At 70.6% G+C, this 16,412-nt stretch carries 13 protein-coding genes and 1 pseudogene; 5 read left to right on the top strand and 9 right to left on the bottom strand.

Annotated features, from left to right (window positions below):
• Both G3I40_RS36000 and G3I40_RS35995 read right to left on the bottom strand, forming a co-directional pair.
• Nucleotides 1–605: carboxyl transferase domain-containing protein (locus G3I40_RS36000; RefSeq protein ID WP_275410287.1), on the bottom strand; the 605-nt coding region annotated here is incomplete at its 3' end.
• Nucleotides 606–842: 237 nt separating this feature from the next.
• Entirely contained in the window at nucleotides 843–1,352 is a 510-nt protein-coding gene (locus G3I40_RS35995) for a hypothetical protein (protein ID WP_164559041.1), read from the bottom strand.
• A 326-nt stretch (nucleotides 1,353–1,678) separates the two neighbouring features.
• On the opposite strand from G3I40_RS35995, the gene G3I40_RS35990 reads away from it, so the two are divergent.
• The 3 genes from G3I40_RS35990 (at nucleotide 1,679) to G3I40_RS35980 (ending at nucleotide 5,666) form a co-directional block, all read left to right on the top strand.
• Complete coding sequence (locus tag G3I40_RS35990) at nucleotides 1,679–2,296, top strand: YceI family protein (protein ID WP_164559040.1); 618 nt, start codon at nucleotides 1,679–1,681, stop codon at nucleotides 2,294–2,296.
• Nucleotides 2,297–2,561: 265 nt separating this feature from the next.
• Nucleotides 2,562–3,923 carry an oxidoreductase gene (locus tag G3I40_RS35985; protein ID WP_164559039.1) on the top strand — a complete coding sequence of 454 codons (1,362 nt, stop codon included), beginning with the start codon at nucleotides 2,562–2,564 and terminating at the stop codon, nucleotides 3,921–3,923.
• A gap of 102 nt (nucleotides 3,924–4,025) precedes the next feature.
• Complete coding sequence (locus G3I40_RS35980) at nucleotides 4,026–5,666, top strand: cytochrome bc complex cytochrome b subunit (RefSeq protein WP_164559038.1); 1,641 nt, start codon at nucleotides 4,026–4,028, stop codon at nucleotides 5,664–5,666.
• Nucleotides 5,667–5,920: 254 nt separating this feature from the next.
• On the opposite strand, the gene G3I40_RS35975 is transcribed toward G3I40_RS35980, so the two are convergent.
• Nucleotides 5,921–7,273 (bottom strand): hypothetical protein, encoded by a 1,353-nt coding sequence (locus tag G3I40_RS35975; protein ID WP_164559037.1) that lies wholly within the window; start codon nucleotides 7,271–7,273, stop codon nucleotides 5,921–5,923.
• Nucleotides 7,274–7,414: 141 nt separating this feature from the next.
• On the opposite strand from G3I40_RS35975, the pseudogene G3I40_RS35970 reads away from it, so the two are divergent.
• Nucleotides 7,415–8,881: pseudogene (locus G3I40_RS35970) on the top strand (glycoside hydrolase family 30 beta sandwich domain-containing protein); the annotation flags it as partial.
• A 57-nt stretch (nucleotides 8,882–8,938) separates the two neighbouring features.
• Here G3I40_RS35970 and cimA read toward each other — a convergent pair.
• From cimA to G3I40_RS35940, 6 genes are all read right to left on the bottom strand, one after another.
• A complete protein-coding gene (gene cimA, locus G3I40_RS35965; protein WP_164559036.1) occupies nucleotides 8,939–10,546 on the bottom strand; it encodes a citramalate synthase in 1,608 nt (535 codons plus the stop codon).
• A 297-nt stretch (nucleotides 10,547–10,843) separates the two neighbouring features.
• Complete coding sequence (locus G3I40_RS35960) at nucleotides 10,844–12,166, bottom strand: MFS transporter (RefSeq protein ID WP_164559035.1); 1,323 nt, start codon at nucleotides 12,164–12,166, stop codon at nucleotides 10,844–10,846.
• 98 nt (nucleotides 12,167–12,264) lie between these two features.
• Nucleotides 12,265–13,215, bottom strand: coding sequence for a DUF2891 domain-containing protein (locus G3I40_RS35955; RefSeq protein ID WP_164559034.1), 951 nt, complete (start codon nucleotides 13,213–13,215; stop codon nucleotides 12,265–12,267).
• A gap of 171 nt (nucleotides 13,216–13,386) precedes the next feature.
• On the bottom strand, nucleotides 13,387–14,031 hold the full coding sequence (pcp, locus tag G3I40_RS35950) for a pyroglutamyl-peptidase I (protein WP_164559033.1): 645 nt from the start codon (nucleotides 14,029–14,031) through the stop codon (nucleotides 13,387–13,389).
• Between the two features lie 19 nt (nucleotides 14,032–14,050).
• Complete coding sequence (locus G3I40_RS35945; protein ID WP_164559032.1) at nucleotides 14,051–15,016, bottom strand: DUF979 domain-containing protein; 966 nt, start codon at nucleotides 15,014–15,016, stop codon at nucleotides 14,051–14,053.
• The gene (locus G3I40_RS35940; RefSeq protein ID WP_164559031.1) at nucleotides 15,013–15,732 is read right to left on the bottom strand and encodes a DUF969 domain-containing protein; all 720 of its coding nucleotides are present in this window, start codon (nucleotides 15,730–15,732) and stop codon (nucleotides 15,013–15,015) included. Before G3I40_RS35940 ends, G3I40_RS35945 begins: the two co-directional genes overlap by 4 nt.
• A 215-nt stretch (nucleotides 15,733–15,947) precedes the next feature.
• Between G3I40_RS35940 and G3I40_RS35935 the strand changes: the two genes are divergently transcribed.
• Nucleotides 15,948–16,412, top strand: a 465-nt coding sequence (locus tag G3I40_RS35935; RefSeq protein ID WP_164559030.1) for a 5-oxoprolinase subunit PxpA, incomplete at its 3' end; no start/stop codon positions are given.

The raw sequence follows: 16,412 nt of genomic DNA, 5'->3' as shown, positions 1-16,412 counted from the left end.
CGGACCATGAACACGAAGTCGGTCAGGGCGGGGCTGTAGGCGGCGCCGCCCGCGCACGGGCCGAGCATCACGCTGATCTGCGGGATGACGCCGGACGCCTTGGTGTTGCGCTGGAAGATGCCGCCGTACCCGGCAAGCGCCGAGACGCCCTCCTGGATACGGGCGCCCGCACCGTCGTTCAGCGAGACCAGCGGCGCACCGGCCGCGATGGCCATGTCCATGATCTTGTGGATCTTCGTGGCGTGGGCCTCGCCCAGTGCGCCGCCGAAGATCCGGAAGTCGTGCGCGTAGACGAAGACCGTGCGGCCCTCGACCGTGCCCCAGCCGGTGATGACACCGTCCGTGTACGGCTTCTTCGCCTCCAGGCCAAAGCCCACCGCACGATGCCGGCGCAACTGCTCGACCTCGTTGAACGACCCCTCGTCCAGGAGCAGCTCGATGCGCTCACGCGCGGTCAGCTTGCCCTTGGCGTGCTGGGCCTCGGTCGCCTTGTCGCTGGGTCCGCGCAGGGCCTGCTCACGGATCGCGTGCAGCTCGGCCACGCGGCCGCGGGCGTCGGTGGGCTCGTCCCCGGGGGCGGAGGCGGCGTCGTCCAAAACGGTCATGTAGTGACCTTACGAAGCCGACCAAGGAAAACGGTCCGTCGACTCTGCACAGTCTCCGGACCGTTTTCCTGGTAGGCCTGAACAGAACCCGGCCCGCATACAGGCGAAGCTACTGCTCAGAACCCTGTCGCCTTGTGGAGGTCATACAAAGGCCGACGGTGAGATGCGCCTCACATGCGGCCCTGCTTCATGGCCGGATCGGCCCGGAGCCGGGCGTCGCACCCTCCGGCCACGAGTTCAGCAGCCGCCGCAGTTGTAGTAGAGGACGTCCCAGTGGTTGCCCTCGTCGGCGTAGATGTTGCCCGAGCCGGACTTGTACTGCGGGGCTCCGTCGCCGCGCAGGCCGATGTAGGTGAAGTTGTTCTTGATGTAGTTCGTGACGCAGGTGCTCTTGCCGAAGTCCAGCTTGTAGCCGTTCCAGTGCGAGTACGTGCCGCTCGCGTGGCCGGTCTCCGTGCCGCCGGTGATGTTCAGGGCGCAGCCACTGGCCCGCTTGAGGGTCTGGGCGCCCTGTGCGGTGGCCAGGTTGAGCTGGTCGAAGGACGTGCAGGTGGCGTTGTTGCGGTTGGAGCAGCCGCCGGACGACGACCAGGTGACGCCGACCGAGCTGAACATCGAGGTCGCGGTGGCGTGGCTGATCTTCGTGGCGGCGAAGGCGTCGGTGGACGCCGTGAGGACGCCGAAGCCTGGGGCGACGAGGGCGCCGGTGGTGAGCGCGAGCGCGGTGAGCGCCGAGCGGATGCGCATGGGGGGGATCCCTTTCCTGCCGATGACCAATGACCGTGGACCGTGCTGTGCGTGCGGGCGCGCTGCGCCTACGTACGTACGCGCGGTGCGTGCTGTGCAGTGCGAGCTGTGGGGCGGCTGTGGTGCAGGTGGAACAGAGAGATGGTGCCGGGTTCTACGCGCGTCCGGAAGGGTGCGTGCGATGCCCACCGGGTGTAATGGAGAAGACACGCTGTGATTGATGTTGAAAGTTGAACATCATCGCGCTAGAGTCAGTCGCAGTTGATGGTTCAACATTCAACATCACTTCGGCACCCTTTACTGCCACCGTCCCCAAGGAGCACGTCATGGGCATCTTCGGCCGCAAGAGCGAGACCTCCGAGACCACCGCCGACACCACCGCCGCGACGTCGGCCGGCCCCGACCTGGCCGCCCTCACCGGCGAGTACACGGTCGACCCGGCGCACACGTCCCTCGGCTTCGTGGCACGGCACGCCATGGTGACCAACGTGAAGGGCAGCTTCACCGACTTCACCGGCACGCTGAACCTGGACGGGTCGGCCCCCGAGAAGTCGACCGCGACGTTCGACGTGCAGATGGCCAGCATCGACACGGGCAACGCGGACCGCGACGGTCACCTCAAGAGCGCCGACTTCTTCAAGATCGACGAGTTCCCGACGATGACGTTCCGCACGACGTCCGCCGAGTCGCTCGGTGGCGACGACTACCGCATCACCGGTGACCTGACGATCCTCGGCACCACCAAGCCGCTCACCATCGACCTGGAGTTCAACGGCGCGGCGAAGGACCCGTTCGGCAACGAGCGCGTCGGCTTCGAGGGCAAGGCCGAGATCCTGCGCTCCGCGTGGGGCCTGTCGTGGAACGCGGCGCTGGAGACCGGCGGCGTCCTCGTCTCCGACAAGATCAAGCTGAACTTCGACATCTCGGCGATCAAGAACGCCTGAAGTTCCCTCGACAGAGGATGAGTTGAGGCGGCCACGACGTTCGTGGCCGCCAACTCGCCGTTTATGCGCCCCCGTTCCGCGGTGGAGCACGAGGCGCACTCGCTCCGGCCGACGGCTCCCGTGTGGAATGCTGCGGTCAAAGGGACTGCCCCCGCAAAGAGCAGGCGGGTGCCGGACACGTTGCGAGGAGCCTGATGAACACTGCCGCACCCCGGCCCGGAGCCGTCCTCACCGCCCCGCGCCCGGAACGCGTTCCTCACCTCCCGTGCGGCTGACCGCGGCCGAGGTCAGCCGGGAGATCCTCGACGAGGGGGCCGGGTCGCAGCCGTACGTGGTGCGGGGCGCCCGGATCAGCGGGGCGCTGCGGCTCGACGGGGCCGAGGTGCGGCGGGCCGTGCGGTTCGAGGAGTGCCGGTTCGAGGAGCAGATCCGCCTGGAGGGCACGAGCCTGCTCGCGTTCGGGGCCGTCGACTGCACCCTGCCGGGGCTGATGGCGTCGACCGCGCGGATCGGCGGGCGGCTCGACCTGCGCCGCTCGGTGATCGGCGAGCGGGACGGGGCCGACGGCGCCGTGGACCTGGTGCACGCCGACATCGCGGGCGGGCTCCGGCTCGACGGGGCGCACCTGGTCGCTCCGGGGCGGGTGGCCCTGGAGGGGGGCGGGCTCGTGATGCGGGGCGCCGTGATGTGCGAGGACGGATTCTTCTCCGAAGGCGAGATCGGCTTCCCCGGGGCCGAGTTGGCGGGCGGGCTGTGGATGCGCGGGGCGCGGATACGGGTCGGGGCGGCGGACGCGGTCGCCTTCAACGGGGACAACCTGAAGGCGTCGTTCGTGCGGCTCTCCCACGGCTTCCTGGCCGACGGCAGGGTGCGGCTGCGCGGGGCGCAGATAGCGGACCTGCTGACGTTCCGGGACGCACAACTCCTGGGCGTGCAGTCGTCGTTGATGGCGGTGGGCATGCGGGTCGAGGCGCTCGACCTGGCGTTCTCCCACCGGCCGGCGGGCGGGGTGAACCTGCGCAACGCGCAGGCGACGCGCATCCAGGACGAGCCACGGACCTGGCCCACGAACCTCGGCCTGGACGGGCTGACGTACGAGTGGCTCGGGGACGCGTCCGGCGCCCGCAGCGACGACGCGAGGACCCGGCTGGCGTGGCTGGACCGGCAGCCGGCGTACGCTCCCCAGCCGTACGAACAACTCGCCGCCCACTACCGGCGATCCGGCCACGAGGACGAGGCGCGCCGCGTGCTGCTCGTGCGCGAGCGGCGGCGCCGGGCGACGCTCGGGCCGGCCGGGCGGGCCTGGGGATGGCTCCTGGACGCCACCGTGGGGTACGGGTACCGGCCGTGGATCGCCGGCATCTGGCTGGCGCTGCTCACCCTGATCGGCTCGCTCGTGTTCGCCGCGCACACCCCCGTGCCCAACAAGCCGGGCGAGGGACCGCCCTTCAATCCGGTCGCGTACGCCCTGGACCTGATGATCCCGATCGGCGGACTCGGCCAGCGCGACGGCTGGCACTGGGCCGGGGCGGGCGTCCAGGGATTCGCGTACGCGCTCGTCGCCGTCGGGTGGATCCTGACGACGACGGTGGTGGCCGGTGTGACGCGGACGCTCAACCGGGGCTGACCGAGGGGCAGTTCGCGTGACCTGCCTCACACGGCACCCTGTCGATGTCACATCCGGGCCCCTCCCGGCTGTCTCCCCTGTGAGCACCGACGGGAGGCAGTCATGTCCGACAGCACCACCCGCGCCGCGAGGCGGCCGGAACCCGCGGCGGGCGAGCGCGTCGCCGACTGGGCCGACGGGCGGCTGGGGATCTACGGCCTGGGGCGCAGATACCTGCGCAAGGTCTTCCCCGACCACTGGTCGTTCCTGCTGGGCGAGGTCTGCCTCTACACCTTCATCATCCTGGTGCTGACCGGGGTGTACCTCACGCTGTTCTTCCATCCGTCCATGAACGAGGTGGAGTATCACGGCAGTTACGTCCCGCTGAACGGCGTGACGATGTCGGAGGCGTACTCGTCGACACTCGACATCAGCTTCGACGTACGCGGCGGACTGCTCATCCGGCAGATCCACCACTGGTCCGCGCTCATCTTCGTCGCGGCGATGTTCGTGCACATGATGCGGCACTTCTTCACGGGCTCGTTCCGCAAGCCGCGCGAGTTGAACTGGCTGTTCGGCTGGCTGCTGCTCTTCCTCGCCCTGTTCGAGGGGCTGATGGGGTACTCGCTCCCCGACGACCTGCTGTCCGGGGCGGGGATGCGCCTCATCGAGGGGATGACGCTGTCCGTCCCGGTCGTGGGGACGTACCTGTCGTTCTTCCTCTTCGGCGGCGAGTTCCCGGGCAACGACATCGTGGGCCGCTTCTACTCCCTGCACGTGCTGCTGCTGCCGGGGATCATGGCGGCGCTCGTGGTGACCCACCTGATCCTGGTCTTCTACCACAAGCACACCCAGTTCGCGGGCCCCGGAAAGATCGAGCGCAACGTGGTGGGCGAGCCGCTCTTCCCCAACTACGTGGCCAAGGCGGGCGGCTTCTTCTTCCTCGTCTTCGGCGTGGTGGCGGTCATCGCGGCGGTCGCCTCCGTCAACCCGGTCTGGGTGTACGGCCCTTACCGCCCCGACCAGGTCTCCACCGGCGCCCAGCCCGACTGGTACCTGGGGTTCGCGGAGGGGATGGTGCGCGTGATGCCCGGGTGGGAGATCGCGGCCTGGGGCCACACGCTCAACCTGGGCATCCTCATCCCGCTCGTCGCCTTCCCGCTGTGGCTGGTGCTGATCGGCGTGTACCCCTTCGTGGAGGCGTGGATCACGGGCGACCGCCGCGAGCACCACCTGCTGGACCGTCCGCGGAACCGGCCCGTCCGTACGGGACTCGGTGTCGCCTGGCTGACCGGGTTCCTGGTGGCGATGGCGGCCGGCGGCAACGACCTGTGGGCCACCCACTTCCACCTCTCCGTGAACGCCATCACCTGGGCCGCCCGCGTCCTGCTGATCGCCGGGCCGGTCCTCGCGTACGTCGTCACGAAACGGATCTGTCTCGGGCTGCAGCGGCGCGACCGGGACAAGGTGCTGCACGGCCGGGAGACGGGCGTCATCAAGCGACTCCCGCACGGCGAGTACGTGGAGGCGCACGCCCCGCTGGAGCCCGGCGAGCGCTACCGCCTCACCGCCCACGAGCAGCCGGCACCGCTGGGGGCGCTGCCCGCCGAGGACGCGCACGGGGTGCGGCGGCGGGTGCGGGCGACGGCGCGGCTGCGGATCGCTCTGTCGCGGTGGATGTACGGGGAGGGGGCGCAGATCCCGAAGTCGGACCGGGCAGAGATCGAGGCGGCGGACCACCACGACGACCCGGTCCCGCGCTGACCCGCGGGGTCGTTCATGCCTGTCGCGGGCCCGCGGGGCCCTTCATGCCTGTCGCGGGCCCGCGGGTTCCTGATCTCTTTCTGACCCGCGGGTTCCTGGTCCCCGTCACTGGCCCGCAGATTCCCGGCGCGCGGCGCTGGCCGGCGGGTTCCTGCCGCCCATCGCTGACCCGCCGGTCCCTGGACCCCGTCGCCGACCCGCCGATCCTGGCCCCCGTCGCCGACCCTCAGGTCAGCGGCAGGCCCCCCAAGGGCCTAGAAGCCGCCCCCGAAGTCGCCCCCGCCCGAGCCGCCGCCGAAGTCGCCGCCGCCTCCGCCGTCACCGAAGCCGCCGCCGAAGTCCGACGAGTCGAAGTCGGAGCCGGAGTAGTCGCCGCCGTCGTACCCGGCCCCGGCGTCGAAGTCGCCGTATCCGGAGCCGTAGTCGGCCGCGTAGGCGGGGCTCGCCATCATGGAGCCGAGCATCGTGCCGACCAGCAGGCCCGGCAGCATGCCGCCGCCGAAGTAGCCGCCGGCCCACGGCCCGTACATCGGGCCCGCGTCGTAGTAGGGGCGCCGCTCCCCCGCCCCGGCGTCGACCGTGCGCACCATCGGCTCGGCCCCGTCGCGCAGCCGCGTCGCGTCCGCCGTGCAGACCGGGACCTCGCGGGGCGCCCCGCCCGGCGGCGTCCACTCGGCGTCCTCGGTCGAGGGGCCGTGGCGCGGGTCGAAGAAGCACGGCACGCGACGCTCCGGCAGCGGGCGGCCCTCGCGGCGCGCGGCCAGCAGGGAGAGCGAGAAACGGCCGTCCTCCAGGGCCTGGGTCACCCCTCGCACGTCCTCGGGGCGCTGGGCAGCGGCCATGTACTGCTTGGACTTCTCGTACGCGTCAAGGGCCCGCTCGAAGTCGGCCCGCATCGCGTCGTCCGCGCCGGCCTCCGCGGGGTGGAAGTCGAGCCGGTCCAGTTCCTCGCCGAACGCGGTGATGTCCTCGTCGACGACGACCCGTAGCCTGTCCAGGGCCGCGCGCTGCTCCTCCTCGCGGCGCCGCCGGTTGCGCCGGGACAGGGCGTACACCCCGGCGCCGCCGGCCACGACGACCGCGCCGACGCCGATCAGCGCGCCGACCGGGACGCCGGAGTCGTCGTCCCCGCCGCCCCAGGACGAGGGGGCCGAGCCCTTGGCGGTGCGGATCGCGGTGCCGACGAAGTCGTCGAGCTGCTGCTTCACGGGCTCGCCGCGCACGCTCGCCGTCAGGTTCCGAACAGCGTCGTTCGACATGACCTGGTGGTCGGCGCCGGCGCCGAAGGAGTCGCCGAGCCGCACGCCGTAGACGCCGACGACGCCCGTCTTGGTCCGCAGGTTCCCCAGCAGGTCCCGCTGGGGGAAGTCCGCGGGCAGCACGGCCACCATCACCGGCTTGTCCGCGTCCTTGATCTTTTTCGCGAGCGCGCCGGCGTCCGCCGAGCTCAGCTCGTCGGAGACGGCCGGGTCGACGTAGACGGGGCTCTTCTCCAGGGCGTCGGCCACCGTGGAGACGTCCGTCGCGGCGAAGGCGGCGGACGGCACCGCGAAGGCGGCCCCGAGGGCGAGGAGGGTGGCGGCGAGGGCAGCGACAGGGGGCCTCATACCTCGACGCTAACCCAGCCGGGGTGTGAATGACGGATCGAAGTGTTCGTGACGTGAAGTCTTGACGCGCACCGGGAACCCCCTTTAACTCACGTCTTGAACTAAGCCATGAGAGTTACCTGTTGGGACACAGGAGGCACCATGCGCACCCCCACAAGATCGGGACGTCTGGCCAGGCTGCTGCTGGCCGGGGTCCTGACCACCGCAGGACTCGCCGGCGCGGGCGTCAGTACGGCGCACGCCGCGGGCGAGCCGGTCTCCATCTTCCTCACCACCACCGACGACGGCGGCGGCCGTCACGTGACGCGGGGGCTGCAGCAGCAGACCCCGGTCTCGTTCCAGGCGGGCGGCGGCTCCGGCGGCACCACGATCGCCGTCGACGAGAACACCCGCTACCAGACGTTCACGGGAGGCGGCGCGTCCTTCACGGACACCGCGGCCTGGCTGATGAACAGCAGTGGCGCCCTGTCGCCGGCCACCCGGGACGCGACGATGAAGAAGCTGTTCTCGCCGACCGAGGGCATCGGGCTCTCCTTCCTCCGCAACCCCATGGGCGGATCGGACCTGGCCCGCACCGGCTACACGTACGACGACGTGCCGGCCGGGCAGAGCGACCCGGGCCTCGCGAAGTTCTCGATCGCCCACGACCAGGCCGACGTGCTGCCGCTGACCAAGCAGGCCAAGCAGCTCAACCCGGCCGCCACCGTGATGGCCTCGCCGTGGACCGCGCCCGCCTGGATGAAGGACAGCGGTCAGCTCAACGGCGGCTGGCTCAAGGCCGAGGACTACGGCACGTACGCGAACTACTTCGTGAAGTACATCCAGGCCTACCAGGCGGCCGGCGTGCCCATCGACTACGTCACCGCGCAGAACGAGCCGACGTGCTGCTCCGGCTATCCGTCGATGAGCTGGAACGGCTCGGGGCTCGCCTACTTCACCAAGAACGAGCTGCTGCCGAAGCTGGCGAACGCCGGCCTGCGCACCAAGGTCCTTGCCCACGACTGGAACTGGGACACGTACGACGCGTACGCGGCGCCGACCGTGGACGACGCGGCCGTGCGCGCGCACCCGAACTTCGGCGGGATCGCCTGGCACGGCTACGGCGGCGACGTCGCCAAGCAGACCGCGATCCACGACAAGTACCCGCAGCTGGACGCCTTCCAGACCGAGCACTCCGGCGGCACCTGGATCGCCAACCAGCAGCGCGAGGACATGATGAACATCATCGACTACACCCGTAACTGGGCGAAGTCGGTGACGAAGTGGTCGCTGGCCGTGGACCAGAACAGGGGCCCGCACAACGGCGGTTGCGGCACCTGCGACGGTCTGATCACCGTCCACAACGGCGACGGCAGCAGCGGCCGGGTCGACTACAACATCGAGTACTACACGATGGGTCACCTGACGAAGTTCGTGCGGCCGGGAGCCTCCCGGATCGCCTCGACCGGCTCGTCCGCCGTGCCGAACGTGGCCTGGCGCAACCCGGACGGCTCGAAGGCCCTCCTCGCGTACAACGACGCCTCGACCGCGAAGGACGTCACCATCAACTGGGGTGGCCAGCACGTCACTTACTCGCTGCCGGGCAAGACCTCGGCGACGTTCACGTGGTGAGCTGACCCGCAGCTGACAGCAGGGGGCCGGACGCGCGTCCGGCCCCCTGGTGCGTCACTCGACCGGCTCGACGCCGGCCCGCAGCAGGCCGTACGTGTACGCGTCCTCCAGCGCGTCCCAGGACGCGGCGATGACGTTCTCGGCGACGCCCACCGTGGACCACTCACCGGAGCCGTCGCTCGTGGAGATCAGGACGCGGGTCGTGGAGGACGTGCCGTGCTTGCCCTCCAGGATGCGGACCTTGTAGTCGACCAGCTCCAGCTTGGCGAGCTGGGGGTAGATGCGCTCCAGGCCGACCCGCAGGGCGCGGTCGAGGGCGTTGACCGGGCCGTTGCCCTCGGCGGTGGCGACGATGCGCTCGCCCTTGGCCCACAGCTTCACGGTGGCCTCGTTGGCGTGGGTGCCGTCGGGGCGGTCCTCGACGATGCCCCGCCAGGACTCGACGCGGAAGTAGCGCCGCGCCCGGCCCTCGGCCTCCTCGCGCAGCAGGAGTTCGAAGGAGGCGTCGGCGGCCTCGTAGGTGTAGCCCTTGAGCTCGCGCTCCTTGACGCGCTCGACGACCCGGCCGACCAGTTCGCGGTCGCCGGAGATGTCGACGCCGAGCTCCTTGCCCTTGAGCTCGATGGAGGCGCGGCCCGCCATGTCGGAGACCAGCATGCGGATGCGGTTGCCGACCTGGTCGGGGTCGATGTGCTGGTACAGGTCGGGGTCGACCTTGATCGCGGAGGCGTGCAGGCCCGCCTTGTGGGCGAAGGCCGAGACGCCGACGTAGGGCTGGTGCGTGGACGGGGTCAGGTTCACGACCTCGGCGATGGCGTGCGAGATGCGGGTCATCTCGCGCAGCGCGCCGTCGGGCAGGACCTTCTTGCCGTACTTGAGCTCCAGGGCGGCGACGACCGGGAAGAGGTTGGAGTTGCCGACGCGCTCGCCGTAGCCGTTGGCCGTGCACTGGACGTGGGTGGCGCCCGCGTCGACGGCGGCGAGGGTGTTGGCGACGGCGCAGCCCGTGTCGTCCTGGGCGTGGATGCCGAGCCGGGCCCCGGTGTCGTCGAGGACGGTGTGCACGATCGCCTGGACCTGGGCGGGCAGCATGCCGCCGTTGGTGTCGCAGAGCACGACGACCGAGGCGCCCGCCTCGTGCGCGGCCCGTACGACCGCCTTCGCGTACTCCGGGTTGGCGCGGTAGCCGTCGAAGAAGTGCTCGCAGTCGACGAAGACGCGGCGGCCCTGAGCGACCAGGTAGGAGACGGTGTCGCGGACCATCTCCAGGTTCTCGTCCAGCGTGGTGCGCAGGGCGAGTTCCACATGCCGGTCGTGCGACTTGGCGACCAGGCAGATCACCGGGGCTCCCGCCTCCAGCAGCGCCTTGACCTGCGGGTCCTCGCTCGCCTTGGCGCCGGCCCGCCGGGTCGCGCCGAACGCGACGAGCTGGGCGTGCTGGAAGTCGATCTCCTGCTGTGCGCGGGCGAAGAACTCCGTGTCACGGGGGTTGGCGCCGGGCCAGCCGCCCTCGATGAAGCCCACGCCGAATTCGTCCAGGTGCCGTGCAATGGTCAGCTTGTCCGCGACGGTGAGGTTGATGCCCTCGCGCTGCGCGCCGTCGCGCAGCGTCGTGTCGAAGACGTGGAAGGAATCGTCGAGTTCGCTCGGGCTGCTGCTCATGCTGATGTGGCTCCTGATTCGGGGTCTCGGTCGTCGTACCGGAATGACCGGCTCCACCGTCCATCAATGATCCCCCGCGCTCTTCTCCCGGCTGAAGGTGGGCCGGAAACAGAAAAACCTCTCGCGGGTGCGAGAGGTCTGCGCGCGGGTCGAGGACGACGGTGTCCACCTGTACCTGGTCGTACGAGGCGGTCACTGCGGACCGGCGCGCCTGCTGCCAATAATCATGGCGAACGAGAGCACGCCCGCAGTCTGCCACAGCCCGGGCCGGGCCCGGACTGTGGTCTCACGATGCGGTCAGACCGTCTGCTCCACGGCGGGCTCCGTGGGCGCACCCGCCGCCTTGACCCGGTTCAGGTCGATGTCGCGGGTCTCGCGCATGGTCAGGTAGACGACCAGCGACACGGCCGCGCAGCCGGCGACGTACCAGGAGAAGCCGGCCTCGATGCCGCCGTTCTTGAACCACAGGGCGACGTACTCGGCGGTGCCGCCGAACAGGGCGTTGGCGATGGCGTACGGCAGGGCGACGCCGAGGGCGCGGATGCCCGTCGGGAAGAGCTCCGCCTTCACGCACGCGTTGATGGACGTGTAGCCGGTGACGACGAGCAGTGCCAGCAGGGACAGCCCGAGCGCCGGCCAGAAGGAACCCGCGTGCCGTAGCAGCGTCATGATCGGGACCGTCAGGAAGGTGGAGCCGACGGCGAAGGTGATCAGGAGCGGACGGCGCCCGATGCGGTCCGAGAGGGCGCCCGCGACCGGCTGCAGGCAGGCGAAGACGATGAGCGCGCAGAACGAGACGAGCGTCGCCGTCTGCTTGCTCAGGCCCGCGGAGTTGGAGAGGTACTTCGTGAGATACGTCGTGTACGTGTAGTACGCGACGGTGCCGCCCATGGTGAGCGCCATGACGAGGAACGCCTCGCGCTTGTGCGCCAGCAGGGCCTTGAGGGTGCCCTTGTCGTCGCCGCCCACGGTCGCGTCGTCGGCGGACTCCTCGTAGACCTCGGTCTCCAGCATGTTGCGGCGCAGGTAGAAGATGATCGCCGCGCCGAGGGCGCCGACGACGAACGGGATGCGCCAGCCCCAGCTGTGCAGGGCGTCGTCGGACAGCGTGCGCTGGAGCAGGATCTGCAGGCCGAGGCCGACGATCTGGCCCGCCGTCATCGACACGTACTGGAAGCTGGAGGCGAAGCCGCGCCTCTTCGGGTCGGAGGCCTCGGTGAGGTAGGTGGCGCTGGCCGCGTACTCGCCGCCGACCGACAGGCCTTGCAGGAGGCGCGCGACGAGCAGGACGACGGCGCCGCCGTACCCGGCGACGGCGTAGGTCGGCGCGATCGCGATGAGGACGGCCGAGGCCGACATCAGGGTCACGGTGAGGGTCAGCGCCGCCTTGCGGCCCTTGCGGTCACCGACCCGGCCGAGCAGCCAGCCGCCCACCGGGCGCATGAAGAAGCCGACGGCGAAGATGCCGGCGGTGTTCATGAGTTGAGCGGTCGGGTTGCCGTCGGGGAAGAAGGACCCCGCGAAGTACGTCGCGAAGCTCGCGTACACGAACCAGTCGAACCACTCGACCATGTTCCCGGCCGATCCGACCAGGACTTTCTTCCATTGCTCTCGTCCCATGGGGGGCCACGATGCGGGACCGCTCCGCCGCGTGACAAGGGTGCACGGGACAACGATCGCGCGTACTTGCGTTCATTGTGTTCACGGCGCCGTCGCGGTCATCGGGGTGCGGCCAGCTCCGCGAACGTGGCCAGCCAGTGGTCGGTCGTGAAGTCGCCGCGGTCGACGGCCGGGAGGCCCGCCGCCAGGTGGGCGTCGGCGGCCTCGCCGAGCCGGATGCGCGCCGGTCCGTCGGGCAGCGCGTCCGCGAGGCTGCGCAGGGCGGCCGCCCGCGACAGGGCGAGGCCGAGCAGGTGCCCGATCTGGGGGTCGGCGTGGTCGGAGACGACGGGCACGTCGAGGAGCGGGCAGGGGGCTCCGGTGCGCAGCGCGGGCAGGAACCGGTCCAGCCACGCCCCGAACTCCTCGGCGCCCAGCACCCGGCGCATCGCGTCGGCCTCGCTGAGCGCGGGCGACAGGAAGTCCTGGCCCGAGGGCTCCCAGTGGGCGGGCGCGTCGTGGTCGTCGGCGAACCAGGTGCGCAGGCGCTCGCGCACGGCCCCGAGGGTCGCCTGCGACAGTCCGGCCCGCTCGCCCGTGTCCAGGACCAGGCCGAGGGCGAAGGCGCTGTTGGTGTGGATGCCGTGCCGTACCGGATACGTCGCTTTCGGCAGCCACGCGGCCAGAAGCCGCTCGACGGCGTCCACGGCGGGCGCGCACGCCGCTTCCCACCGGGTGCCCCGGCACTCGGCGGCGAGCGCGAGCAGCCAGGCCCAGCCGTAGGGCCGCTCGAAGCCGGGGTGGGCGAGGAGGTAGGCGGCCTCCTCGGTCAGGTTCGCGGGCGTGAGGTGGCGGTCCAGGAGGTCGGCGTGCGGGGCCGGGTCCGTGCGGAGCAGGAGCCAGTGCATGTGGACCGACGAGTGCCAGTCGTACGCGCCGTAGAACGCGGGGTGGAGGGTGTCGGGGCGGGTGTCCTCGGTGGGGGACGTCACCAGGTGGGCGGGGAAGTTGGGGTACGCACGCGTGATGTTGGCCGCGGCCAGCCGAGCGGTGTCCTCCGGGGTGAGCATGGGGGGTCCTTTCTGGGGGTGAGGGGACTACCGGGGGCGGGGTGTTGTGTTGGCGGGTGCGGCGCCGTCGTGGCTGGTCGCGCAGTTCCCCGCGCCCCTGAAATGCACGCCCTTCGGGCGGCGTTCAGGGGGCGCGAGGAGCCCCACCGGGCCGCGGCGGAGCTGCGGCGCTCAGTGCGTGGCCCCCTCCGTCACCTTCAGGTCGTCGCGGGTTTCCGCGGCGGCGACGAGCATGGCGCGCAGGCCGTGCGCCACCAGCTCGGCCGGGAGGGACGGCGCCGTTCCGTCCACGACCTGTTCCGGGGACCACGGCACGTGGACGAACCCGCCCCGGACCCCGGGGTGTTCGGTCGCGAGCAGATGCCCGAGGCCGTAGGCGACGTGGTTGCAGACGAACGTGCCCGCGGTGTGGGACAACGCCGCGGGCACCCCCGCCTCCCGCATCGCGGCGACACACGCCTTCACCGGCAGCGACGAGAAGTACGCGGCGGGCCCGCCGGGCACCACGGGCTCGTCGATCGGCCGGGCCCCGGCGTTGTCGGGGATGCGGGCGTCGTCCACGTTCAGCGCGACCCGCTCGACGGTGACGCCGGGGCGGCCGCCTGCCTGGCCGAGGCAGACCACCAGGTCGGGGCGCACCCGCGCGACGGCGGCCCGCAGTTCGGTGACGGACTCGCCGAAGACGCACGGGAGCCGGACCGCGGTGACGGCGAGACCGTCCGGCGGCGTCTCGGCGACGAGCCGCGCCGCCTGCCACGACGGGTTCACGGACTCCCCGCCGAAGGGTTCGAATCCGGTGACCAGGACTCGGGTCATCGAGCTGCCTCCTAGTGGTTCAGACGGCGAAGAGCGCCATGATCACGATGTTGCAGACGAGCAGGCCGAGCGCCGTGGGCAGCTGTGCCTTGATCGGCCCGTACTGGTCCTTCAGTTCGAGCAGCGATGCCGGGACGATGTTGAAGTTGGCGGCCATGGGCGTGCACAGCGTCCCGGCGAACCCGGCGAGCATGCCGATCGCGAGGACCCCCGCCTCGTTGCCGTGCATCTGCTGGATGAGGACGGGCCAGCCGATCGCCGCGGTCATCACGGGGAACGCGGCGAACGCGTTGCCCATGATCACGGTGAACAGGAACATGCCGACGCAGTAGGCGATCACGGCCAGGTAGGTGGAGTCGTCCGGCAGGACGTCGTTCACGATCTTGCCGACCTGGGTGCCGACCCCGGCGACCGCGAAGATCGAGCCGAGGACGGAGAGCAGCTGGGGCAGCAGCAGGGCCGAGCCCATCGCCTCCAGCATCGAGCGGCCGGAGTGGATCGGGACGGAGAGCTTGCGTTCGCCGGTCACCAGCATGCCGACGACGAGCGCCACGACGCAGCCGAGGCCGAGCCCGATCAGCGTGGCCTTGCCGGTCTCGAACAGCCCCGACCCGTCGAGGAAGGACGCGCAGACGATGGCGACCAGGGGGATGGTGAGGGCGGGGATGAAGAGCTTGTTGCCGAGGCGGGCCGCCGACGCCTCGCGCTGCTCCCCCGTCGTCGTGACGGGCACGCCCTTGCCGATGAAGTTGAATCCGGCGAGCACGATGAGCGCGAGGACGGCGACGCCGAGCGGTTCGGCGGGCAGGGTCCAGCTCGCACCGCCCTCGGCGACGCCGGTGCCGTACGGGAAGGTAAGTCCGAGCAGTCCCCAGAACGCGGCGGACGTCCAGCGCTTGGGGTTGCTGCGGTCCTTCGCCATCTGTACGGCCATGACGACGAAGACGAGGCCTATCAGCCAGTAGAGCCACTCGACCTTGATCACTTCGTGGCCTCCTTCGGCAGCGGCAGGTCGTGCTCGGCGGCGGCCAGGGCCATCTCGCGTTCCAGCTTCTTGTCGAGCAGCAGCAGCCGGGAGCCGTGGATGACAAAAGCGCACAAGGCCAACGGGATGGCCCACAGGGCCAGTTGGGTCGGTTCGAGCTCCTGGTGGTAGGTGGAGTTCACGAAGCCGGTGATCAGCAGGATCGAGCCGATCGCGATGAAGCAGTCCTCACCGAAGAAGAGCCCGACGGTGTCTGCGGAGGCAGAGTAGGAGCGCACCTTCTCGCGCAGCCCGTCGGGGAGCCTGGCCCCGGCCGTGCGTTCGGCGGCGGCCTCGGCCATGGGCGCGACGAGCGGGCGCACGGTCTGGGCCGGGCCGCCGAGGTTGTTGAGCCCGAAGGCGGCCGTGACCTGGCGGACGAGGAGGTAGACGGTGAGGAAGCGGCCGGCGCTGAGCCCGCCGAGCTTCCCGATGAGGGTGCGGGCCTGCTCGCGCAGCCCGTACCGCTCCAGGAGGCCGATCACGGGGAGCACGATGGCGAAGACGGTGACCGACCGGCTGTCGGCGAACGACTTGCCGAACGCGGCAAGGATCTCCTGCGGGTTCATCTTGCCGAGCAGTCCGGTGGCGATGCCGGCGACGCCGACCACGAGGACGGGATTGCGGCGCGTGACGAATCCGAGGATCACCACGAGCACGCCGAGAAGCACGATCATGCGGCCGCCTTCTTCGGGACGAGGGGCACGGGGAGGGCACGGAGGTGGAGAGTCCGGATGATGCGGATGGATCGGAGCGTCCACTTCCGTGGGGGATGCACGGACCCTAGGTGATCGTTCAACGATCGAACAAGAGGTTGTGGCGCATCACCCAACAAATCGGCCCCTTGTCGAATTGTTGAACAATCGCTTACGTTGAGGAGGTGCCGCAGAACGTGATCGATCTCAATGCCGACCTCGGTGAAGGCTTCGGCCGCTGGACACTCACCGACGACGAGGCCCTGCTCTCCGTGGTGACGAGCGCCAACGTCGCCTGCGGGTTCCACGCCGGCGACCCGAGCGTGATGCGCCGGGTCTGCGACCTGGCCGCCGCGCGCGGGGTACGGATCGGGGCGCAGGTCTCCTACCGCGACCTCGCCGGGTTCGGGCGCCGCGCCATGGACGTGCCCGCGGACGAGCTGGCGGCCGAAGTGGCCTACCAGATCGGGGCGTTGAGGGTCTTCGCCGAAGCGGCCGGGTCCGCGGTGACGTACGTGAAGCCGCACGGCGCGCTCTACAACCGGACCGTGCGCGACGAGGCGCAGGCCGAGGCGGTGGTGGCCGGCGTCCGGCTGGCGGGCGGTGACCTGCCGGTGCTCGGACTGCCGGGTTCGCGGCTGCTCGCGGCCGCCGGCCGGGCG

It is taken from the genome of Streptomyces sp. SID14478 (genome assembly GCF_010548525.1).
Lineage (GTDB): Bacteria > Actinomycetota > Actinomycetes > Streptomycetales > Streptomycetaceae > Streptomyces.
The sequence above is the reverse complement of the archived record's forward strand: the minus strand, read 5'-3'. Positions and strand labels throughout refer to the sequence as shown.